This is a genomic window from Paenibacillus sp. FSL K6-2862, from assembly GCF_038005125.1.
In the GTDB taxonomy this organism is placed as follows: Bacteria; Bacillota; Bacilli; order Paenibacillales; family Paenibacillaceae; genus Paenibacillus; species Paenibacillus illinoisensis_A.
Genome location: NZ_JBBOSN010000001.1, coordinates 3526881 through 3550582, shown reverse-complemented (window position 1 = coordinate 3550582; position 23702 = coordinate 3526881). Strand labels below are relative to the sequence as shown.

General features: G+C 43.7%; 18 protein-coding genes. 15 read left to right on the top strand and 3 right to left on the bottom strand.

The window, feature by feature from the left end:
* Position 1 precedes the first annotated feature (1 nt).
* Positions 2-244, bottom strand: coding sequence for a spore gernimation protein GerQ (locus MHB82_RS16095; RefSeq protein ID WP_341175260.1), 243 nt, complete (start codon positions 242-244; stop codon positions 2-4).
* A 582-nt stretch (positions 245-826) separates the two neighbouring features.
* On the opposite strand from MHB82_RS16095, the gene MHB82_RS16090 reads away from it, so the two are divergent.
* From MHB82_RS16090 to MHB82_RS16065, 6 genes are all read left to right on the top strand, one after another.
* Complete coding sequence (locus MHB82_RS16090) at positions 827-1939, top strand: L-dopachrome tautomerase-related protein (RefSeq protein ID WP_341175259.1); 1113 nt, start codon at positions 827-829, stop codon at positions 1937-1939.
* Between the two features lie 128 nt (positions 1940-2067).
* Positions 2068-2643 (top strand): TetR/AcrR family transcriptional regulator, encoded by a 576-nt coding sequence (locus tag MHB82_RS16085; RefSeq protein WP_341175258.1) that lies wholly within the window; start codon positions 2068-2070, stop codon positions 2641-2643.
* 359 nt (positions 2644-3002) lie between these two features.
* Positions 3003-3854 carry an SDR family NAD(P)-dependent oxidoreductase gene (locus tag MHB82_RS16080; RefSeq protein ID WP_095357841.1) on the top strand — a complete coding sequence of 284 codons (852 nt, stop codon included), beginning with the start codon at positions 3003-3005 and terminating at the stop codon, positions 3852-3854.
* A 142-nt stretch (positions 3855-3996) separates the two neighbouring features.
* On the top strand, positions 3997-4320 hold the full coding sequence (locus MHB82_RS16075; RefSeq protein WP_336781627.1) for a putative quinol monooxygenase: 324 nt from the start codon (positions 3997-3999) through the stop codon (positions 4318-4320).
* Between the two features lie 25 nt (positions 4321-4345).
* Complete coding sequence (gene csaA / locus MHB82_RS16070) at positions 4346-4678, top strand: chaperone CsaA (protein WP_110757731.1); 333 nt, start codon at positions 4346-4348, stop codon at positions 4676-4678.
* Between the two features lie 332 nt (positions 4679-5010).
* Positions 5011-7257: a glycoside hydrolase family 3 C-terminal domain-containing protein gene (locus MHB82_RS16065; RefSeq protein WP_341175257.1), complete on the top strand. Its 2247-nt coding sequence runs from the start codon at positions 5011-5013 to the stop codon at positions 7255-7257.
* A gap of 39 nt (positions 7258-7296) precedes the next feature.
* Here MHB82_RS16065 and MHB82_RS16060 read toward each other — a convergent pair whose 3' ends face one another.
* Entirely contained in the window at positions 7297-8520 is a 1224-nt protein-coding gene (locus MHB82_RS16060; protein ID WP_341175256.1) for a helix-turn-helix domain-containing protein, read from the bottom strand.
* 149 nt (positions 8521-8669) lie between these two features.
* On the opposite strand from MHB82_RS16060, the gene MHB82_RS16055 reads away from it, so the two are divergent.
* The 7 genes from MHB82_RS16055 (at position 8670) to MHB82_RS16025 (ending at position 20026) form a co-directional block, all read left to right on the top strand.
* Positions 8670-11405 carry a glycoside hydrolase family 78 protein gene (locus MHB82_RS16055; RefSeq protein ID WP_341175255.1) on the top strand — a complete coding sequence of 912 codons (2736 nt, stop codon included), beginning with the start codon at positions 8670-8672 and terminating at the stop codon, positions 11403-11405.
* Between the two features lie 223 nt (positions 11406-11628).
* Positions 11629-13056, top strand: coding sequence for an MFS transporter (locus MHB82_RS16050; protein WP_341175254.1), 1428 nt, complete (start codon positions 11629-11631; stop codon positions 13054-13056).
* A gap of 119 nt (positions 13057-13175) precedes the next feature.
* Positions 13176-14408 (top strand): cytochrome P450 family protein, encoded by a 1233-nt coding sequence (locus MHB82_RS16045; RefSeq protein ID WP_341175253.1) that lies wholly within the window; start codon positions 13176-13178, stop codon positions 14406-14408.
* A gap of 319 nt (positions 14409-14727) precedes the next feature.
* Entirely contained in the window at positions 14728-15486 is a 759-nt protein-coding gene (locus MHB82_RS16040; RefSeq protein ID WP_110757788.1) for an SDR family NAD(P)-dependent oxidoreductase, read from the top strand.
* A gap of 219 nt (positions 15487-15705) precedes the next feature.
* Positions 15706-16917: a sensor histidine kinase gene (locus tag MHB82_RS16035; protein ID WP_341175252.1), complete on the top strand. Its 1212-nt coding sequence runs from the start codon at positions 15706-15708 to the stop codon at positions 16915-16917.
* A complete protein-coding gene (locus tag MHB82_RS16030; RefSeq protein WP_095357849.1) occupies positions 16918-17589 on the top strand; it encodes a response regulator in 672 nt (223 codons plus the stop codon).
* A gap of 208 nt (positions 17590-17797) precedes the next feature.
* A complete protein-coding gene (locus tag MHB82_RS16025; protein WP_341175251.1) occupies positions 17798-20026 on the top strand; it encodes an MMPL family transporter in 2229 nt (742 codons plus the stop codon).
* A 75-nt stretch (positions 20027-20101) separates the two neighbouring features.
* Here MHB82_RS16025 and MHB82_RS16020 read toward each other — a convergent pair whose 3' ends face one another.
* Entirely contained in the window at positions 20102-20716 is a 615-nt protein-coding gene (locus MHB82_RS16020; protein ID WP_176475957.1) for a TetR/AcrR family transcriptional regulator, read from the bottom strand.
* Positions 20717-21080: 364 nt separating this feature from the next.
* Between MHB82_RS16020 and MHB82_RS16015 the strand changes: the two genes are divergently transcribed.
* Together MHB82_RS16015 and MHB82_RS16010 are read left to right on the top strand one after the other, a co-directional pair.
* Positions 21081-22466, top strand: coding sequence for a lytic polysaccharide monooxygenase (locus MHB82_RS16015; protein WP_095357852.1), 1386 nt, complete (start codon positions 21081-21083; stop codon positions 22464-22466).
* Between the two features lie 286 nt (positions 22467-22752).
* Complete coding sequence (locus MHB82_RS16010; protein WP_095357853.1) at positions 22753-23541, top strand: glucose 1-dehydrogenase; 789 nt, start codon at positions 22753-22755, stop codon at positions 23539-23541.
* The last annotated feature ends 161 nt before the right edge of the window (positions 23542-23702 follow it).

Below are 23702 nucleotides of genomic sequence, written 5' to 3'. Positions count from 1 at the left end.
CTTAATGTATTATAGGTGTCGGACTACTCGGGACAGACGCTTGGAAAGGAGCTTTCGCGTAAATGGCTTGCAGCTCGGCGATCTGTTGTATGGACTCAGTGACGTCTTTCTGCATTAAAGCTTTTAGCTCTTGGTCAAAGACCAGGCCTTGCATCAGTTTTGACTTAGCGATGCATAGCGTTTTAAAGTTTAAAGCTTCATGCAGTTCCATCGATTCGTGCGGCGCTAGTGTAGGTTTGTTCATGGAGAAATGATCACCTCCTTTTTCATTAACGTTAGATTTTCCAACGGATCTGATCTTATACTAAAATGGATTGCGGAAGAGGAAGATCAATATATTCCCAGACCGTTGCAGGAATATAAACAAAATCTTAATCCGATACTTATTTCTGTTTACGGCTTTAAATCAGGCAATAAGCTCGTTAAATGAATCTAATGCAACAAATTCACAAGCGTTGGAAAAAGCCCGGCAGCAATTGACCCGAGCAGATGAGTTTTTAGATCAAGCGCAAACTTCCGCAAACGCATTACGTCTCCCGGACCAACAATAAAACGGTCCTAGTACTGATAAGCTTGGCAGAGTTTTTACTTCTATTCCGTATTTTCTTCGATACTCTCTGCATGAGAATTTACGCTGCGTTGACGATCGGAGGAAGCAATTTTCCTAGAACACACATAGTTACGGTCAACATGCTTCGGCTTACGCCGAAGTTTTTTGTGTTTATAGGAATCGGATAATTTCAAAATCGAGGTTGAAAAAGAATGATTAAAGGGCCAGGCATTAGAAAAAGTCTTGATCATAATTATAGGTAATATCTATTCAACTATGTTTGAGGAGGACATCATACAGCCTATGTTACCTATGGAAGAATATTTTGGTAAGTTAGAACTCGTTCATTCCTTTTACGGGGCTATGCCTACAGGCGTTAGTGTATCTGAAAGCGGTCGTATCTTTATTTGCTTTCCGAAATGGGGAGATGACGTTAGATTTACGGTAGCGGAAATTGTTGAGGGTCAGCTGCAGCCTTATCCTAATGTAGAAACGAATTTGATCAACCCATTGAATCTCGCGATCTCCTTTATCAGTGTTCAAAGTGTTGTTGCAGATGGAAGGGGAACCCTGTGGGTACTGGACACAGCTGCACCAAATTTTTCTGAGCCAATTATAGGAGGGGCAAAACTAGTCGCAGTAGATTTAGAAACAAATACAATAACAAAAGTATATACATTTGCAGATGATGTGGTCCTGCCAACAACGTATCTGAATGATGTTCGGTTTGACTTTCGTGTAGGTAACGCAGGTTTCGCCTATATAACGGATTCTTCTTCCAATGGTCCAGGCGCTATTATCGTCGTAAATTTAGAAAACGGAAATGCGTATAGGCGGTTGCATGGAGTAAGCTCGACCTCACCCGATCCGTATTTTGTACCGAAAGTGGAAGGTAAAATTTTGATGAATCGAAACGCAGATGGCTCGACATCTCCCTTTCAGTTGGCCTCTGATGGTATAGCCATTTCCCCTGATGGAAAAATGTTATTCTATTGTCCGTTAACCAGTCGCCAGCTATACTCGATCTCAACAGAATCATTAAGAGACAGAACGATACCGGATTTCAAGTTAAGTGATCTTGTGCACTATTGGGGAGAGAAGGGTGCATCGGATGGGATGGTCACGGACGCCAAAGGAAACGTGTATGCTGGAGATTATGAAAACGATAGTATTCGAAAGATATTGCCGAATGGAATTATGGAAACCATCGCCCATGATCCCCGAATTTTATGGCCAGATACGTTTTCTATTGGTCCGGATCAATACTTATATGTAATTGTGAACCAATTACATAGACAGGCAAGATTTCATTATGGAAAAGATCTGCGACAAAAACCGTATAGTTTACTACGTTTGAAAATTGAAGAATTACCTGCACCTACTTTTTGATAATTAGAACCCATTAAAACAAAAAGAGGCAGTGTTTCAATATGTTGTGATCTCAAACAGGATGAACATGGTCATACGGTACAGCCTTGTCATGGACATACGTATATAGCACTGCTATAATAGAGGTTATGAACACATATGACAAAATATTAGCAGCTGCTCTTAAGGTATTGGAAGAAGAGGGCGGAGCCCAATTTTCGACGCGAGCAGTCACTTCGATCGCGCAGGTTACGGCTCCTACACTCTACCACCATTTCGGTAATGCCGATGGACTCCTGAGTGCAGCTATAGTGGAAGCGTTCAAACAGTTATTCGAAAGCAAAATTGCCGCAGTGGAGTCACCTATTCCAGAGATGGCGCTTCGTCAAGGGTGGGATGACTATGTCCGCTTCGCGGCAGCCCGTCCTCGAATATATGCGGCAATGATGGGGCGGCTGCTTGAGGGCGCCCATATCGAGGCGGCAGATCAGTCGCACCAAGCACTGGTGCAAAATGTTCAAAGAGTTGCTGCCGCAGGAAAATTAGCTGTTTCAGCCGAAGCTGCGGCAGATCTGGTCTGGGCTTCTGCCAATACGGCCTCTTGGCTGTATGTGACGTCCCAAATTCGCAAGGCCCCCCCACCCCAGCCCGATGTCGTTGATCTCATTCGAGAAAGCGTGATGCAGATTATCTTGATCCCAATGCCGGATTCTGCTTCAAAATGAGGGATCGATGAAGGAGCCTGGAGACTCCAGACAAAGCCCCTATGTGGGCTTTGTTTTGTTTCATGGTAAAGATGAAGAACCACAAATGGTAGCACATAAGAGAGATCGCCTATCCAAGCAGGATGGCGATCTTTTTCATTTTCAAAGGTTTCGATGAGCTCATTCCTCAGGCTACGTTATGTCGCGAGCGTCGAAGTATATCACACTGCGCTTGTCATTAATGATGTTCAGGTCGCAGGAGGATTACAATATGAAAAATATATAGCACCGCTATAGACAGTTCTATATAGCGGTGCTATAATGACCGTATAACAGTGCTATACAGTGATTCATAACTTATCAAACTCGGGAGGTTTACAATGCCATATAAAACTCAAGAAATGGTTGTCGTCACAGGTACTTCAAGTGGAATCGGCAGAGCTACCGCGGAGCAGCTCGCGGCTGAAGGATTTCACGTTTTAGCGGGGGTTCGCCGTCAGGAAGATGCCGACAAAATCAAACAAAAAAATATCGAACCGGTGATTCTCGATATTACCACTATCGACACACTACGGGCGCTGGCCGAACGAGTGGAGCAAGATCCGCTTGGTCGCCCGCTGCGCGCCGTGGTCAACAATGCCGGCATTGCTGTTAATGCACCTCTTGAGATGGTTCCGCTGGATGAGTTTCGTCGTCAGATCGAAGTCAGCGTGATCGGGCAAGTTGCGGTTATTCAGGCGCTTACTCCGGCCTTGCTGAAGAGCGGCGGACGCGTAGTTAATATCGGATCCGTTGGCGGCAAAATCTCAATGCCCGGTTTCGGAATTTATTCAGCTGCAAAGTACGCGATGGAAGCGATCAATGACAGCCTCCGCAGAGAGATGTCCTCGTTCGGACTCAAAGTTATCATGATTACTCCGGGCGGTGTCAGCACCAGCCTGTCGGAGAAAGGGGTTACAACAGCCGATCGGCTGTCCAAGTTGATGACGCCTGATCAGCACAGACGCCATGATCGGCTTTTTGACGCCGTGAAGGCGCAGGCTGAATCGTGGGCAACGAGCGGTATTCCTCCTAAGAAAGTGGCAGAAGTGGTTTCACGAGCGATCCACGCGAGTAATCCGCGCACTCGCTATACGGCTGGCCGCGATTCGGCACTGCTGACCCGACTGGTTCGTATTCTCCCGGATAAACTTCTCGACCGGATGCTCCGCAGCCAGATGAAGCTGCAGTAACGGGAGTATGACTGATGTCACAACAACCGTTTGAACATGCCATTATTGTAGGGGGATCTTTCGGTGGTCTAATGATGGGGCTAGCGTTATCCCGTTCTGGGTATGCAGTGACTATTCTATTTATAAATTAGGAGGAATTAGCATGAACGATACAAATAACCGTTACGTTACTGTAATCTGGGAGGCGAGAGCCAAGGCAGGGAGAGAAGCCGAGATGAAGGCGTTTATGACTGCAGCTGTCACCCCGTCACGCAACGACCAGGGTAACATTGACTATGAGGCTCACGAGGTAGAAGGCCAGCCTGGTACATTCATCATCTATGAGCGCTGGGAAAACCGGGATGCCCTTGATCGACACCTGAGCGCCCCACGCATGCAGGAACTGGTGCCTCAGCTCTTAGAACTGATGGAGGGATCCATTGAGGAAGGGATTCGACTCCTGAAACCGTTTCGTCCAGCGCATTAAAATACAACACTGGGGAGGTCAAGCATTGGCAACGATCGATGATTTCGCAGCACTAGATATTCGTGTCGGAACGATTAAGGAAGCGGAGTTTTTTGAAGAAGCAAAGATCCCTGCGATTAAGCTTAAGATTGATTTTGGACCGGAGATCGGGATGAAATCCTCAAGTGCACAAATAACTAACCGTTACAAGGCTGAGGACATTATAGGAAGACAAATTGTAGGAATCGTCAATTTTCCTCCTCGGCGCATTGCTGGATTCAAATCGGAGGTATTAGTTTTGGGCGGAGTCCCGGAAAAAGGAGATGTTATTCTATTAACGCCGGATACTGAAATCCCTAACGGTACTCCTATTGCATAAGTTAGACGACGAGAACGTTAACTGAATACAAACAAGAAAGCTGCTGACCAATGTGTGACTGCACCCCAATTGTTAGACAACATCTAACAGATCGGAGGTGCAGTTTTTTGTCAAATTGTAATATGGACTCACTCTATTCCGTTAATCTATGGAGTAATCATGAATTGGTTTATGAAGCAGAGCTAAGGTTAGTACTTACGGAGTTCACACAACATAAATAACATATCATTTTTCCAAAAAGGAAACCATTTTACCATATATTTAGGGTCATATCATCTACTCTTATGAAGTAACCGATTTCATTATTTATGTTTACCAATGGAGGAGAGCGAATGAGTCCTAATTTGAAAGAATTGATCAGTCAAATGACATTGGAAGAAAAGGCAGAACTCTGCTCAGGTAAAGATTTCTGGAACACTATATCCATCGACCGCCTGGGGATTCCCTCTATTATGATGACAGATGGCCCTCACGGACTTAGAAAACAAGAGGGGAGCGCGGACCACTTAGGCTTAAACAAAAGTGTACCGGCTACCTGCTTCCCATCTGGAAGTGGAGTTGCTTCATCGTGGAATCGTGAACTTGCCCATACGATGGGGAAAGCAATCGGACAAGAAGCATTGGCAGCGGATATTTCCATTGTTTTGGGGCCTGGTGTGAATATCAAGCGTTCCCCGCTGTGCGGCCGAAATTTTGAATATTTTTCTGAAGATCCTTATTTATCGGGAACTTTGGCAGCTAGCTATATTCAAGGCGTACAAAGCCAAGGCGTGGGTACTTCCATCAAACATTTTGCTGTAAACAACCAGGAATATAAGCGAATGTCTGTCGATGCGGTGGTCGATGAACGGACATTGCGGGAAATTTATCTGGCTAGCTTTGAGTATGCAGTGAAAGAGGGAGAGCCATGGACTGTCATGGCCGCTTATAACAGGGTAAATGGTGACTTTTGTTCCGAAAACAGCCGGTTACTGACTGAAATTCTCCGGGAAGAATGGGGATTTGCAGGCGTAGTGGTGTCGGATTGGGGGGCTGTCAATGAACGGGATCAGGGACTAGCTGCCGGTCTGGACCTTGAGATGCCTTCCAGCAACGGAATAGGATGCAAGAAAATGATTGAGGCTGTTCAATCGGGAAAGCTGAGCGAAGAGGTGCTGGATCAGTCTGTTGAGAGATTATTGTCACTTGTATTCAAAGCTGTAGATAGCCAGCGGAAGTCCGTATCGGTTGATGTAGAGGCACAGCACCAGTTGGCCAGAAAAATGGCAAGTGAATGCATGGTCCTACTCAAGAATGAGGAGAGCATTCTCCCTCTAAACACCGAAGATTCCATTGCAGTTATCGGAGCATTCGCGCAGAACCCGCGCTACCAGGGCGGCGGTAGTTCACACATTATGCCGACGAAGCTGGATAACATCTATGAAGAAATCCTTAAAACAGCCACTGACAGTGCAAGCATCTCGTATGCGGCTGGTTATAGATTAGACGAAGACGGTGTAAACGAAGAACTGATTCAAGAAGCAGTAGCTGCCGCAAAGAATGCACAGGTTGCAGTGATTTTTGCCGGGCTGCCTGAACGTTATGAGTCCGAAGGTTTCGACCGGAAACACCTTCAATTGCCGGAAAGTCACAGGGCTTTAATTGAAGCAGTCGCAGAGGTTCAAGAGAATATCGTTGTTGTATTGAGCAACGGAGGTCCCATTGAAATGCCTTGGCTGGATAAAGTTAAGGCTGTATTGGAGGCATACCTTGGAGGACAGGCTTTGGGCGGTGCGATCGTTGATATTCTCTTTGGAAGTGTAAATCCAAGCGGAAAACTGGCTGAGACATTTCCTAAAAAACTGATCCACAATCCGTCGTACTTGAATTTCCCCGGAGACGGCGAGACTGCCGAATATCGAGAAGGTATTTTTACGGGCTACCGTCATTACGATACAAGAGATGTGGAGCCTTTGTTTCCATTTGGCTTCGGTTTGAGCTACACCCAATTTGAATATAGTGATCTACAGGTTAGTCATAAACAGATCAAAGATACCGGCAGTGTAAAGGTTACAGTAAAAGTTAAAAACACGGGTGAAACAGCGGGCAAAGATGCTGTTCAGCTATATGTACGTGATGTGGAATCGACGGTCCCACGACCTCTTCAGGAATTGAAGGGGTACACCAAAGTTTCACTTCAGCCTGGTGAAGAGACCACCGTACATTTTGAACTGGACAAAAGAGCGTTTGCTTACTACGATGTTAAGCTGAAAGACTGGCATGTGGAGACAGGTAAATTCGACATTATGGTCGGAAAATCTTCAAGAGAGATTGAACTCGTTGAGACGATAGAGGTAGAATCGAGCGTTATAGTTACCAAACCAATTACCAGGCATTCCACATTCGCTGAATTGCTGCAACATCCCGTTGGAGCTGAAATTATGGGTGCGATGGGGCAATATGACGGGAATGAAGCAGGACTGGGTGAGGGAATGCAGGAATTAATTATGGGTACCACATTGCACAATGCAGCACTCATGAGCAACGGTCAGTTCACAGAAGAAACACTACAGAGCATCTTATCCGCGATTAACCGTTGAATACATGGATCGTTAGAATAAGCCCGGCCCAGCCCGGGCTTATTCCTCTATCATATGATGCGTTTGTTGATACTGTTTAGGGGTTCTACCTGAATGTTTTTTGAAGATTTTGGTGAAATAACTCTGATCCGTAAAACTCAAAAGAGACCCGATTTCAGAAAGGGGAGTGCTTGTATATTGAATCATATGTTTTGCTTCCTCAATTTTGATCTGTTGAATATATTCATTCACGGGAACCCCAACTTCTTTTTTAAATAGTACAGACAGATAGTTTGGGCTGATACCAGCATGTTCAGCAATTTCCTCGTGTGTAATTTTGGAATAACGGTGGTTATATATATAATTTTTGCAAAGTGTTACGATTTTAGAATGCTGCGATTCTTTCACCTGAGAGACTTTCTCGGTTAACGAAAAAAATGCTTCCAGGCAGCATTGATCGATCTCTTTATCGGTCCGTAGATCCTCAAGGCGCTGTATGTAAACATCACTTACCGAAAAAGCAATCTCCGAATAGAGACCCCCGTCAATTGCTGCTCTGGCTGCAAGAGCTATACCGATGATGCCAAGATTCTTTTTAGAACGGATATGACTTGATTTGGACAGGACTCCTGTATTTTCATGACCAAGTTGTGTAAAGTGTTTAAGCATATCCAATTTACCTTCCTTGACGATCGTTAACAATTTCTTTTCATTCAGTGGATTGTGATGGAGCGTCTCATCATAGCCTTTTGAAGAATTTATGGAACCTTGTATTTCTTTTTCCTTGATATACATACCGCGCAAATAGTCCTGTACTACATCCTCAGCTTCGATCAATTCATGATTAAACATTTGATTAACCAAGATCGTGATGTTGATTAGCCTCTCATGGGTTATCACAGGAACAGACTGATAATAATGAAATACTTGTTCCCGGTTGGCAAAGAGATGTGTGTCATTGATAAGTCCATTGATTTTATGTTCAATCAAGCTAAATGGAAGGGAAGGTCCTAAAATGATGGTTCCTTCATCGTTCAGATCGTTACCAATACGAATTAGAATGTAGTTCTCAAAAAACATCGTTCTTACAACCGAAGGATCTTCTTTACACACGGATGGATCAAAGCCCAACACTGAAAAAAAGAATTGTTTATCATTTTTATACAGCGGATTAAGTATTCGATTACCCAACAGTTCGAATTGAACCTCTCCGGTGGAGCTTACGAAGAAGATGGACATATCAAAAAGTTCTGCAATGAGTTTACATTGACGTTTTAGATCCATTTTGTGTTTGGCTCCTTTTTTTAATCATCTTATCACATCAAAATTACAAAATTACAATGATATTACCATATTGTATAAGGAAAATTATTTATGATTTTAGTAAGCGTTAACATTTTGGTACACGATCTATGTTGAAGGGTGGTTATCTCATGAAATTAAAAGATTTCCGGATTGAATACATGCCAAATCCGGTTGGACTGGACACAATAAACCCGAGATTCTCATGGAAATTAGGTTCTACTGAACAGGACGTTATGCAATCCGCTTACCGAATAATAGTCACACAAGATTTGCAGAAAATCTGGGATTCTGGAAAGAGGGATGAAGACGTCTCCGTTTTAGTGGAATACGCTGGTCCTCGTTTATTGGCCTCGACTTTGTATCAGGTTCAAGTCGAAGTTTGGGATAACCAAGGTAATCACGCTGCCATGGAAGGACATTTTGAGACCGGGTTGCTGAAAGGCAGCAACTTTCAGGCAGAGTGGATTACACATCCATTCCCAAGCGAAGAAAGTGCTCCACCCGTTTTCTACAAAGAATTCTCTGTCGAAAAGGATATTCAGCAAGCCCGAATCTATACGACTTCCCTCGGTGTTTATGAAATTGCGATCAATGGGACAAGAGTAGGAGAAAACTACTTTGCACCTGGATGGACGAATTACAACGAGCGATTGCAGTATCAGACTTACCGTTTGGACGGAATGCTGGAGAGTCAGAATAAAATAGAGATTACGGTGGGGAATGGCTGGTATAAAGGCATATTTGGTTTTACTTGCACTCCGAATCATTACGGGGATAGAGTTGCTGCACTTGCGGAAATCCACATTGTCTATACGGATGGAACAAAAGAGATCATTGTAACTGACAAAACGTGGAAGGTGACTACCGGACCCATCCGTTCAAGTGAAATTTACATGGGCGAGACTTATGATTCTTGTTTTCATGAAAGTCAGTCCTTCCAAGTGGTAACGGCTTCTTTCGATAAAAATCGCCTTGTTGCTCAGGAAAGTGAACCTGTCAAAATCACAAAAAGGCTTCCTGCACTTCAATTGATTACTACTTCTAAAGGTGAATGCGTCATTGATTTCGGGCAAATCCTTACGGGGTTTGTAGAGCTTCGAACAAAAGGACGGAAAGGTCAAATGATAACCATACGGCATGCTGAAGTCCTTGATAAGGAAGGAAATTTCTATCCGGATACGTTAAGGCAGGCAGTATCCATTGATCGATTGATCTGTAACGGTAAAGATCAAATTTTCCGCCCTCATTTCACTTTCCATGGATTTCGGTATATCACCATTGAAGGGGTAGATGAGATCCAGCTCGATCAATTCACAGCTTGCGTGCTGCATACAAGTCTGGAGGAAACAGGCAGTTTCGTGACCTCCAATGCGATGGTGAACCAATTGCAAAGCAATATTCAGTGGAGCCAAAGAGGTAACTTTTTGGATATACCGACGGATTGCCCTCAAAGAGACGAGCGTCTAGGGTGGACAGGAGATGCACAAGTATTTGCCGGGACCGCCGCGTTCAATATGAATGTTGCTTCCTTTTTCAAGAAATGGCTGCGCGACCTTGCCTCTGAACAGACGGAGGAATATGGGGTTCCCCATGTCATTCCTAACATTCTTGGAAATCAGGAAGGTGCCGCTGCCTGGAGCGATGCCGCTGTTATTGTCCCTTGGGTCATGTACCAAACCTATGGAGATCTTCGATTGCTGCGAGAACAATACGACAGCATGAAGGGGTGGATCGATTATATTACTGCACGTTGTGGAGCCAATGGATTATGGCAGACTGGTTATCAATATGGGGACTGGTTAGGGTTAGACAAAGAGGAGATCAGTAACGAAAGAACAGGGGCTACAGATGTTTATCTGGTAGCAAACGCTTATTATGCGTATTCGACCGAACTGGTTGCAAAGACAGCCAAGCTTCTGGACAAAACCGAAGATGCCGTCCGTTACGAAGAATTGCATAGCCAGATCAAACAGGCTTTCAATGCAGAATATATCTCTTCAACTGGCAGACTGGTCAGCGAAACTCAAACGGCCTGCGTGATAGCTTTACACTTCAACCTTGCTGAGGAAAGATACAAGGATCGGATCCTCAAGACGCTGGAAAACAATATTGCGAAACATAAAAACCATCTGACGACAGGATTTGTTGGTACTCCATATCTGTGTCATGCCTTATCGGACAATGACCTGCATGACCTTGCTGGTACCTTGTTTTTAAAAGAGGATTTCCCCTCCTGGCTGTATGCCGTAAAAAAAGGGGCTACCACGATATGGGAACGCTGGAATTCCATTCTGCCAAATGGTGATTTCGACACATCAGGTATGAACTCCTTGAATCATTACGCCTATGGATCCATTGGGGAATGGATGTATAGAAAACTCGCGGGAATTAATCCAATTGAAGCAGGTTATAAGAAGATTCTAATAAAACCTCAGTTCATCCGAGGAATCAGTTCGGTAGATGCTGCTTTTGAATCGGTCTACGGAGAGATAAAAAGCTCTTGGTCATGCAGGGCGGGTAAAATAATTGTAAATGTAACTATACCAGCAAATACAACAGCAATTATCGTACTGCCTGAGAAACCAGTGCCTCTGGAGGTTGGTTCCGGATCATACAGTTTCGAATATCCGACGGAAACTAGTCTCGAAAGAGAAAGGTTTACAATGGATTCCACACTCAAAGAGATTGTGGAAGAGCCCACAGCAGTTCAAATGTTAAACGAGCACGCTCCCGGTATGCTGGATCACCCAATGATCCAATATGCTTATGATTTTTCTGTAAGCGAAATGCTGGCCAATACTCCGCCGGAGACTGAACAGTTATTTAGAAGCGTCATTCAAATGCTGAATGCCTCCAAGGCGTGAAGGGGAAAGGATAGAATATAGAAGGCGCTGCAGGAAACGAGCAGCGCCATTTTGTATTACAGAAATTCGTTTTTGAATAACGAAATTATAGCGCATAAAAAAAGCGAAGTTCCATCATAAAATTACTAAAAAAATAATGAAGTTACCATATTTATGTTTTGCGGAGGACTAAAATAATGTTTGAAAGCGGTACCATGAAGCGAAAGAATAAGGGGGAACAGCAATGAAAGCAGAGCGGGATATTTTTAATCCACCAGTTGGAAAGGGAAATAAAAAGTCCAGGCTATTAGGCCTTGATGCCCAAGGAATTCAGAAAACAATGCGCCCTTACCATTATTTAGGCGACGGAGCAGCCCAAGTTGCCTTAAACTCCATCAACGGACTGATCGGGATGTTAACTTATTTTTATACAGATAAGGTAGGGATTGCAGCTGCCACAGTGGGTACGATCATGCTCATCACCAAATTTATCAATGCAATAGCAGATTTGCTGATGGGTAGAATCGTGGATGCGACAAAATCCAAATATGGAAAGGCTAGACCTTGGATTCTATGGATGGCTCTACCTACCCTGGCATCTATCATATTACTGTTCACAGTGCCCACCGAGGCATCATCAACGGTAAAAACCTTCTATGCTTTAGCTACAGTAGCGTTTGCTTCAGCCATTGTGTATACGGGAATTGCGATCCCTTTCGGGAGCTTGATGGCGATCCGTACCAGAAGTGTAGAAGAACGCGGTAAAATGGGCCTTACCCGAACCATCTTTGGATATATTATCGGGATGATTATCGCTATCGCATTAATTCCAATAACCAATATGCTTGGTGGGGATCAAAAAGCATGGATTATCGTTGCGGTTGTTCTGGGTATTGTATCTTTCATTTCCTTAATTCTGACCTTCTTAGCATCCAAAGAAAACAATGCTGGCGCAAGTATTGTTGAAAGCGATAACATTCCCTTCTGGGAAAGCATCAAGCTCCTATTCCAGAACAAATACTGGGTCATCATGCTATTTGCTCAGTTATTGATCAACATGCTGTATACGCTTAATGGTTCAACAGGAATCTATTACACCAAGTATATTCTCGGGAATGAGAACCTGATCGGAATCATGGGGGCAGTTGGATTAGTCCCGGTTTTTTTGGGATTTGTTATGGTGGGACCCATGATCAAGAAATTCGGACTTACCAGAACTGCACGGATAGGCATGATTCTTGGCATCGTTTCATCACTTATTCGTTGCTTCATGCCATATAACTTTATTGCAGCTATAGTACTTGGCGGTATCGCGACACTGGCAACCATTCCAATGATGGCTGTCGGCGGGGTGTTGGTGAACAACACCGTGGAATACGGTGAATGGAAGACAGGTAAACGCTTAGTTGGGATGGTCAATAGCGCAAACAGCTTTGGCGTTAAAATTGGTACGGGCCTGGCTGCCGCGATGATCGGCTGGATTCTTGCCATGGGCAGCTACGATGGAGCGTTAGTAACACAGGCGGATTCAGCGATTACCAGCATCCTGGTTCTGACGGTATATCTTCCTTTGGTGATATTCGTTCTTACGTATCTCTGCTTGCGCAAGTACGATTTGGATGAGAAGTATCCTCAAATTGTAAAAGAATTGGAAGAACGCTTGAAACCTTAGGAAGATGCAAGTTATCGCGTATTACTGGGATCAAATGAACTTATTTGAAAGTGAATCGTTAAATATGATAGTCTTTATATTTTAGTAATATTAACACTATCATTTTAAGGGGTGATGTGATGTTTATCAATGAAAATCAAGGTCGTTCCAAGTCCAAAGTAGACTTCATGGATCATTCTTTCATTCAGCAGCCTTTCCCAGTCTACGAAAAGCTGCGTGCCGAAGAGCCTGTCCATCGACTATTACTGCCAAGTGGGCATGCTGCGTGGATGGTTACCCGATATGAGGATGCCGTCAACATTTTGCAGGATGGCCGCTTTGTAACCGGGGTTCTCGATAACAGGAACGATGAAACGGAGGAGTCCCTTCCTCCGCATCAGGCGATTATCTCACGGAATCTGATCAGTGTTGGTCCAGAAGATCATCGTCGACTGCGGCGCTTGATTCAGAAGGCATTTACTCCCCGCATGATTGAGAGGCTGCGGGGACGAATTGTGGAAATAAGCGATGAATTGCTAGACAAGATTCAGGCCGGAAAAACTCGGGAGTTTGATTTGATCGAGGACTATGCTTTCCCGCTGCCCATTATCGTTATTTGTGAAATGTTAGGTGTTCCGCTGAAGGATCAAGACAAATTCAGAGCCTGGTCCAATACCATTATGGAGAGTGTCAGCAATCCGCAGATGAACCAGGAGAGCGATGAAGTGATGAAGGCTTTTGTGAATTACTTACAAGAACTTATCACGCAGCGGCGCAATCATATTCAACAGGACCTCATCAGCGATCTCATCGGTATAGAGGAAGAAGGTGACAAACTAACAGAGCAGGAATTATATGCACTTGTGTTCGTACTCATCATAGCAGGGCATGAAACAACAGTGAATCTGATAGGGAACGGCATGCTGGCATTGCTGGAACATCCGCAGCAAAAGCAACTACTTATGGATCAACCGGATCTGATTCAAGCGGCGGTTGAGGAAGTGCTGCGATTTAATGGGCCGGCAGAAATTAGCAATGTTCGATGGGCTGCGGAAAATGTTGATTTTCAAGGAATCCAAATTCGCCAAGGAGACATGATCCTGGTCGCTTTATCCTCAGCGAATCGGGATTCCAGTCGATATGAAAACCCCGATACGTTTGACATTACTCGTAAAGTCAATGACCACATTGCTTTTGGTAAAGGAATTCATTATTGTCTTGGCGCTCCACTTGCGAGACTTGAAGGCGAGATTGCGATCAACGCTTTACTTCAACGGCTGCCGGAGATTCGGTTAAATACGGATGCGAAACTGCTGGAGTGGAGGCCAGGTATGATCATCCGGGGACTCAAAGCTTTTCCAGTCGTATACTAATCGAAATAATAGTTCGAACCTAAATTATCAATATATTGGAGAGATGAACCTAATGAGTTATGACGAGAATATCCGAATTGGTGAATTGTTGAACAACGCAGAATCGTTTGCTGTACTTGAAAAGCATTTGCCGGAATTCGTGAAGGAACCAACGTTCAAGATGGCCACTAACTTTACGTTGGATCAACTAGCTGCATTGCCTCAGGTAGATATTCCTTTGCCTACACTTCAGATTTTGAAGCAGGAACTGTCAGCCATTGCGACTGAAGCAACAGTCCAGAAGCAAGAAATTGGTGCACCGACAGGAAATAAAGAAGGTATTTCTCTGGAAGGTAAAGTGATCGTTGTTACGGGAGCTGGGAGTGGAATTGGAAGAGCCAGCGCCGTGATTATGGGATCTCGAGGAGCGAAGCTTGTACTGGTTGATTTCAATGAGCAGACAGGGGAAGAAACGTTAGCACTGGTTCGCGAAAATGGCGGCGAAGCTACTTTTGTACAGGCTGACGTATCCAAAGAGAGCGATGTTCAAAATTATATTCAAAAAGCAGTAGAAGCCTATGGGAAAATTGACGTGGCATTCAACAACGCGGGCATACTCCAGAAATTCCAACGTTTTCAGGATATCTCCGAGAAAGAATTTACACGGATCATGGATGTGAATGTGAAAGGGATCTTTTTAGGCATGAAATATGCCTTGCAGGTTATGGATAAACAGGGATACGGGCATATCATTAATACGGCGTCCACTACGGCTATTCGTGCTGAACACAGTCTGGCTGCATACACCGCAAGCAAGCATGCCGTTGCAGGTTTGACCAAAGCAGCGGCCCTTGAATATGTACGCAAAGGTATTCGTATCAATGCCATCTGTCCAGGCGGGGTAGCTACAACATTAACGGCTGCGGTTCCCCAATCGCTGCAGGAGAGTGGTTACGTGCCTGAAGAGTTTCCGAATATGCGGATCGGGCGTTATGCAGAGCCAGAAGAACTCGCCCAGATCGTTGCGTTTCTTGCATCTGATTATTCCAGTTATATGACAGGATCAATCATCCTCGCAGATGGTGGCATCACACTCTAATCATTGGTTCAATTCACCTTCTGAATTGCTATAAATATAGGAACTTTCCGGAGGGAGGACCCTTTTGGCAAGTTTCGCATAATTCTTCAAAGTTATCGTCCATAAGTCTAACTTGTGGACGATTTTCATTATAAAAAGGGATGTACGAAAGGGCATGCACGATCGTACATCTTTTAGGTGGTGATTTGGACTATAATGACTTATACAAGAGGTGATCCCATGAAAATAGTACGGAAGAAGACGAATCCGGCCGGAATAAATGAAGAAACGGACCCGATTGCGTCTTCACGTATTCCCATAATCATCTGGCTTTGGCTTGTTGCCATGGCTACTATGATCCTGCAAACGATGTCAGCCCCTATATTAGTACCCAGTATTATCTTTGTAGCTGCAATGTTAATTCATACCATGGTGTACTGGGAAGTAAACAAACTTATACAACGATCCAAATTACTCTACATACTTCTTCAATCAGGGTTGATTTACGGAAGTGCCATGTTAATGCCAGACGGTATGCCTGCTGTATTGATTGGTTTAATTCCCGTATTGATTGGACAGACCCTTGCCATATACTATGAGACGGCAAAAATTGTGTTAGTTGCGTTCGTATTATATTTGTTATTCTGCACGGTAACCCTGTTTACACGATCTGGTATGGATGTTGCCTTGTTAATTCTATTACTGTTCATGATGATCGTTGTTGTGGTATCCTATGCGGTGCTTTTCTATCGTCAGGTCAATGCCCGTGTTAGAACATTAACGTTTCTGCATGAGCTGGAGAAGGCTCATCAAAAAGTAGAGGAATTGACGCTAACAAGCGAGCGACAACGTATGGCAAGAGATCTGCATGATACATTGGCTCAAGGACTCGCCGGTATTATAATGCAGCTGGAGGCCGTCGATGAGCACATGAATCGAGGGAGTTTTCCGCGCGCCCACGAGATTATCCGCAGTTCAATGGGCCAAGCACGCCAAACATTGGCTGATGCACGCAAAGCCATTGATGACCTTCGAACCAAGGCCACACCGGCTATTACCTTTGGAGAAGCAATACAGGAACAGACGCTACGTTTCCAACAGGCGACCGGAATTGAAGTTGTTTTGGACGGGAATGCGCCGAGTTTCATATCCAAAGTAGGAATGGAGCACGTATTGCACATTTTAAGTGAATCGCTAATGAACATAGCCAGGCATGCTCGGGCAACGAGCGTAACCATTCACATGGCTATGGAGAAAGAAGATTTCCATCTTGTTATACGAGATAACGGAAGGGGCTTTAGCGTAGACCGAATCGGAAAACAATCCGGGCACTATGGCTTGATCGGGATGAATGAACGGGCCAGGTTGATAGGTGGCAGCATTGAGATTGAAAGCGGAAAACAAGGAACGACTATTTTGTTTCGTGTTCCACTTGAAAAAGGAGAAATCTGAATGAAATATAACATACTCATCGTCGATGATCATTGGGTGGTGCGCGAAGGACTTAAATTAATATTGGAGACCAGTGACAACTATCTAATTGTCGGAGAGGCTGAGGAAGGAGAAGAAGCTATCCGAATTATGTTAGACAAACAGCCTGATGTCATTCTCCTGGACTTAAATATGCCGGGGGGACTCAGTGGTTTGGATACCTTGAAACGTATGAACGAGCAACACATTCGTATACCTGTGATTATTCTAACGACTTACAACGAAGATGACTTGATGATCGAAGGACTTTCTCTTGGAGCCAAAGGGTACTTGCTCAAGGATACGAGCCGAGAACAATTATTTCGAACGTTGGATTCTGCCATTCGTGGAGAAACACTGCTTCAACCTGAAATAACGTCAAGAGTCTTTGCGTTTCATACGAAGTCTGCTCAAGAACCCAAAACACAGCCACAACTATTAATTGACAAGGAGTCAACCCTGATTAGTGAGAGAGAGTTACTCGTTTTACAAGCCGTGGCTCGTGGTTTACGCAGCAGAGATATTGCTTTTGACATGGGTATTGCCGAGAGAACAGTAAAAGCATACCTCACCAACATTTACAACAAACTCGGAGTGAATTCGCGATCAGAAGCAGTTGCAGTAGCTGTCGAAAAGGGGATCTTACACTTGTAAACCTATAACTTGTAAGGCACCCTTTCGTAATCAAAGATAAAAAATGGTATGCCCGTTATGACCTATCCCTTCTATGCCCCATCGTACATGAAAGGCTTGCCCTTTCGTACGATTTTTTTTTGGTTTTATTTCGTTAACATGAGGGTACAGAGCATTTCCTTAGATAGCTCTTGGATTTTTGTGGAAGTGAAAGGGGAAGAAATAAGTTATGGCAAAATGGTTATATCGTCTCGGAGTTTGGTCAACGAGAAAACGGAAAATGGTCATTACGATGGGACTAGCACTTCTTATTGTGCTTGCATCTTTAGGACTTGGTATGGGTACTTCGTTTACGGGTGAAATGACTATACCAGGAACGAAGTCGGATCAGGCAGCGAAAGTACTAAAATCAGAATTTCCATCATCAGATGACGGTGGTCAGATCAGGCTCATTTTCAAAACGAAAAATGATGATACATTGACTTCCGAAGCTAACAAAAATTACATTCGGCAAGCCCTGAAAGATGTAAAGACGGATTTATCAGTCAAATCTGTAGCTAGCCCATTTGAGTCAATGACTCTCAGCGCAGATAAAAAGATTGGTTATGCGGACATTACGTATTCCAAACCTGCCAGTGAAGTGGATGAGACCTCGAAAGAGCATGTGTTGAACATTGCAGAGTGGCTCGGTAAGGAAGGGATTCAAACAGAGATAGGAGGCAGCGTTGCCTTTTCTGAAATAGAAGTTGGGGGCATATCCGAAGTCATTGGTATCCTTATTGCTTTCATGATTTTAGCGTTCACGTTCACTTCGTTTCTAGCAGCAGGACTACCCATACTTACAGCGGTCATAGGACTCGGAATTGGACTGATGACTGTCATTATTGGTTCTAATTTCGTATCGATGTCATCATTCTCCATTACGTTAGCAGTCATGCTTGCTTTAGCAGTAGGTATTGATTATGCACTATTTATCATGTCACGATACCGTCAGCAATTGGCAGAAGGATATGACAGAGAAACAGCGATAGCCCAGGCTAACGCAACAGCAGGAGGCTCGGTTGTATTTGCAGGACTGACTGTAATTATTGCGCTAGTGGGTTTATCCGTCGTACAAATTCCCTTCATTACAATGATGGGACTAGCGGCTGCTATTAGCGTATTTGTAGCTGTCCTCATTGCAATCATTCTCGTACCAGCCATATTAGCTGCAGCAGGAGACCGCATTGGACCGTCTCGCGAAAATCGTTGGCTGAGAAAATGGTCAGGGAGCAAAAAAGAGAAAACAAACGAAAACGCATGGAGTCGAGTTGTCACTAGAAAACCTTGGCTTACTACCATTCTATGTATTGCCGTCTTAACGATGTGTACCTTGCCTTTTCTGCATATGCAGCTGGGCTTGCCGGACAATGGCCTGAAATCAACTGAAACGACAGAGCGCCGTGGATATGATTTGATGGCTGAGGGATTCGGTGAAGGGTTCAATGGCCCACTCGTGATTGTCGCTAAAGCTAATAACAGTGACGACCCTCAAGCAGCAATCGCTCAAGCAACGGCTTACATCAGCGATCTGCCGAATGTCTCTAGTGCAACACCCGCAATACCGAGTTCATCGGGAAATGCAGCCATCATTACAGTGTTACCCAAGACAGGCCCGCACGATATTCGAACGACTGAACTTGTGGAGACTATACGTGAAAAAGCTGATCAACAAAACAATAAACAGGTCGAGATTATGGTTACCGGTGGGACTGCGGTTAACATTGATATTTCGGAGAAATTGCAACAGGCATTACCTAAGTTCGCTTTATTGATTGTTGGTCTGGCCTTTGTACTGCTCATGCTCGTTTTCCGATCTTTGCTTGTACCGATTAAGGCTGTACTTGGTTTTCTGTTTACACTAGGTTCAACACTCGGCTTTATTGTTTGGGTCATTCAAGATGGTTATCTGGCCAGTATGTTCGGTATTCCTGAACCTGGGCCGGTGCTTAGTTTCCTTCCCATTCTCGTCACTGGAATTCTGTTTGGACTTGCCATGGACTACGAGGTATTCCTTGTCAGCCGAATGCGTGAAGACTTCACTCATACTGGAGATGCACGACAATCGGTAAAAAGCGGGATAATCCATAGTGGGCCAGTCGTTACTGCTGCTGGCTTGATTATGATTGCCGTGTTTGCCAGCTTTATTTTTGCCGAAGATACCATTATCAAATCCATGGGATTAGCCCTGGCATTTGGCATACTTGTTGATGCTTTCATCGTGCGTATGACACTTGTGCCAGCTATAATGACCCTTCTTGGTAAAAGCGCCTGGTATATCCCGGCATGGCTTGATCGCTTATTGCCTAACATCGATGTAGAAGGCGAATCGGTTATGAGAGAAAACCATAAAGCCACCAGTGGTTTTGATCAAACTATTATTGGGAAGAACTCACCAGATGTAAAAAGTAGAGGATGAGGGGGCTGCCCAAAACTGCAGCGCCTTCTCCGTCGGATGTCATGAATCAGTTTACAGCGTTCATACGAATTGAATTCAAGGTTTCAAAGACTCTAGAAAAAGAGATTTAAGTAAGTTGAATTGCTCGGATGGGTCTACACGAGTGTTGAATGCATCGATACCTTCTAGCATGGACATTTTCTTGGAAAATGTTCCGAATACATTCATCATCGTAAGTAGAATGTTGACGGAATTTGAACTGGCACGGACAGAATGATCCTGTTCTCCCAGTGCTGCCAATTCGGTAAACAGAGCAATAATTTTGCTATATTCCGTTTGATACAATTCTATATGCTCTACAGGCTCTTTGGAAAGCGCTACGTAACATTCAAAGGCTTCAATTAACTTGGAGTTTTGTTGGTGCTCAGCTTGCTGAAAGAAAATCAGGGTATCGAATATTTCGTTTAATTTTTCGTAACATGTTCCTTCTCCATGCACAATCTCTTCAAAGATAACCACTTCGGATTGAACAATATGTGAAGCAACGGCAACAATCAAATGTTCTTTCTTGGGAAAATAGCGGAATACAGTAGCTACGCCAAGGCTTGCCGCCTTGGCAATTTCCTGCATGGTAGCCTTTTCGAATCCTTGATGTGTGAAAATAGAAATGGCAGCTTCAATGATGCTTAAACGACGTTTTTCTCGCAGCACGCTACGCTCATTCTCCTGGCGTTCTCGGGGTTGAATAGGGATAACCTCCTGTCTCTGTAACTCAGGTTATGCTAACAATTGCAATTCTATTTGTCAACGAAGCAAGGTATGCAGCGGTTTTATACTCAAATAACCCTAATCAGATCACTAGCCAAGATTAGCTATAAAGGGAGACTTCAATATAAATGAACAAACTGAAATGGTTAGATATAAAATACGACTTTTCTCCTGTTTTTCAGCAAAACAAATATCAATACAAGGGTTTTTTATCCAAAAGAAATTAGAACTTTGTTCTCTTACAGCTCCATGTAAAATTATATAAAATTTTCTTGTTCACATCATCAGACTTTACAGGAGGATTATTATGTCAACTTATGTCTCGATCTCAGGTGCAAGGAAAACATCCTTTATACCGAAAACGATCCTGGTATTTGCAACTGGTATATTTTTTTTGCTAGTATATGCAAATGTCATCTCAGCTCATGGTTACCTAGAGTCACCAGCCAGTCGTGCATACTTATGCCAACAGAATCTCAATAGTAACTGCGGTCAGGTTCAATATGAACCACAGAGTGTGGAAGCAAAAGGAAACTTTCCGATAGGAGGTCCATCAGATGGGGAAATTACAGGTGGAGGTATTTTTCCGGAGTTATATACTCAAACGGCAGAACGTTGGACGAAGCTGGACATGCAAACAGGAAGCCAAACATTTACCTGGAAATTGACAGCGGCACATGCAACAAAAGAGTGGAAATATTACATAACCAAGAAAGACTGGAACCCTAATGCTCCGATTGAACGTAAGGATTTAGAACTGTTTTGTACCTACAGTGATGGCGGTAAATTGCCAGAAAAATCGGTCTCACATCAATGTGAAATACCAGCAGATCGTACCGGTTATCATGTTATTCTCGGCGTTTGGGAAATCGCTGATACAGGTAATGCCTTTTATCAAGCGCTTGACGTAAATTTAACGAAACCGGGTAGTGGAAATGGATCAAACACCGATGAAATAGCGCCAACAGCTCCAACCGATCTAAAAGCAAGCAACATCACGACAAAATCACTTACACTTCGTTGGCATCCTTCGACTGATAATGTGAGTGTAATGAGTTATGAAATTTATCAAAATGGACATAAGATCACGACTATTCCAGGAACGTCTGTATCCTATGATGTAAGTGGATTAAGTCAAGGAACAACTTATATCTATGCATTAAAAGCGATTGATGCCGCAGGTAATGAATCACCTCTCAGTTCGGAGATTACGGTGCAGACAACTTCTGCAACCATACCAGACACCTCTGCTCCAACGGCTCCAAGTAATCTTCACGCACATACCGTGAGTGCAGCATCAGTAAGTCTGATGTGGTCCAGTTCAACGGATAATGTGGCCGTTAACAGCTACGACATTTACCAAGGATCAGAGCGGGTTGCTACTGTAAATGGAACAATGACAAGTTATGAGGTAACTGGTCTGAAATCAAGCTCGACGTATACATTTTCAATCAAAGCCAAGGATTCTGCTGGAAATGTATCTGCAGCGAGTAACGTGATTACTGTTACTACACTTGAGTCATCTCCTCCAGTTGTAGAACCGGATGAACCTAAGGCTTGGGCTGAGAATACGCCATACCACATCGGGGATCGTGTTCTTTACAAAGAGGTCATTTATATTTGCCGTCAAGCTCACACATCCATATATACTTGGACTCCTTCCGAAGTCCTTGCATTGTGGTTGCCAGAATAGCCGAATGTCACTCAGGATTTGTTCCTGAGTGACTTTTTTTGATGAGCACTCGCGAGGATCCAGAGACAGTTTCAACATAATATATTTCAAATGTTTATTTTTGCTTACTTGGGTGAACATATGAGTATGAAACGTTGTTTAGCGGACACTTGGGATGGTGTTTGATTATTGCAAGTGAATTTTTTGTGATTTATTATTTCCAATGTAAGTATTTTTATTGAGGATTCTATTCTCATCTAAAATAGACGAACATTTCGTTAATTCACTTAATAAAGGAGTATGGATTATGAGTAAACGTTTTGAATCAAAAGTTGTTTTAATTACTGGAGCAGGCTCAGGTCTTGGACAAGCAGCGGCACTTGAAATCGCAAAAGAGGGTGCCAAGCTTTCTCTCGTTGATCTTAATCAACCTGCACTTGAAGAGACCAAGAAATTGATTCTGGAAATTGCACCTGAGACAGAAGTTCTTCTTCTTACTGCTGATGTATCTGATGAGCAAGCTGTTCAAAAATATGTAGATGATACGGTTCAAAAGTTCGGTCGCATCGATGGGTTCTACAACAATGCGGGTATCGAAGGTACTCAGGCTCCTACAGCTGAATATAACAGTAAAGTGTTTGACAAAGTCATTGACATTAACCTTAAAGGTGTCTTTTATGGCATGAAATACGTTCTTCCCGTGATGAAAGAGCAACAATCCGGTTCCATTGTCAATGTTGCCTCTGTTGGCGGGATTCGCGGAGTTCTGAATCAGGCGGCGTATGTTGCAAGTAAACACGCTGTATCGGGTATGACCAAAAATGCAGCAATCGAGTACGGACAATATAATCTGAGCATCAACGCTATCGCTCCAGGGGCAATTATGACTGCAATGGTTGTCGGTTCCCTTAAACAAATCGGTGGCGAAGAAGGATGGGAAGAAGCCGGCAAAGAATTTGTTAGCGTAAACCCTAAGAGACGTTTTGGTAAACCTGAAGAAGTGGGCCGTCTTGTTGCCTTCCTGCTATCCGGCGAATCCGAATTTATTAATGGTGCTGTCATTCCTATTGATGGCGGACAATCGAACCAATACTAATAACTTGAAGACCTCCCATTGGCAATGTCATGAAGAGGAGGCTTTACATGAAGAAAAAGAGCAGGTCATCCAAAAGATGGCTCGCTCTTTTTTTGTGCTCTCTTATAAACGACTAACAGGCTAAAGTATGGATTATGGTCAAGAGACCAGCTTCAAAGAAT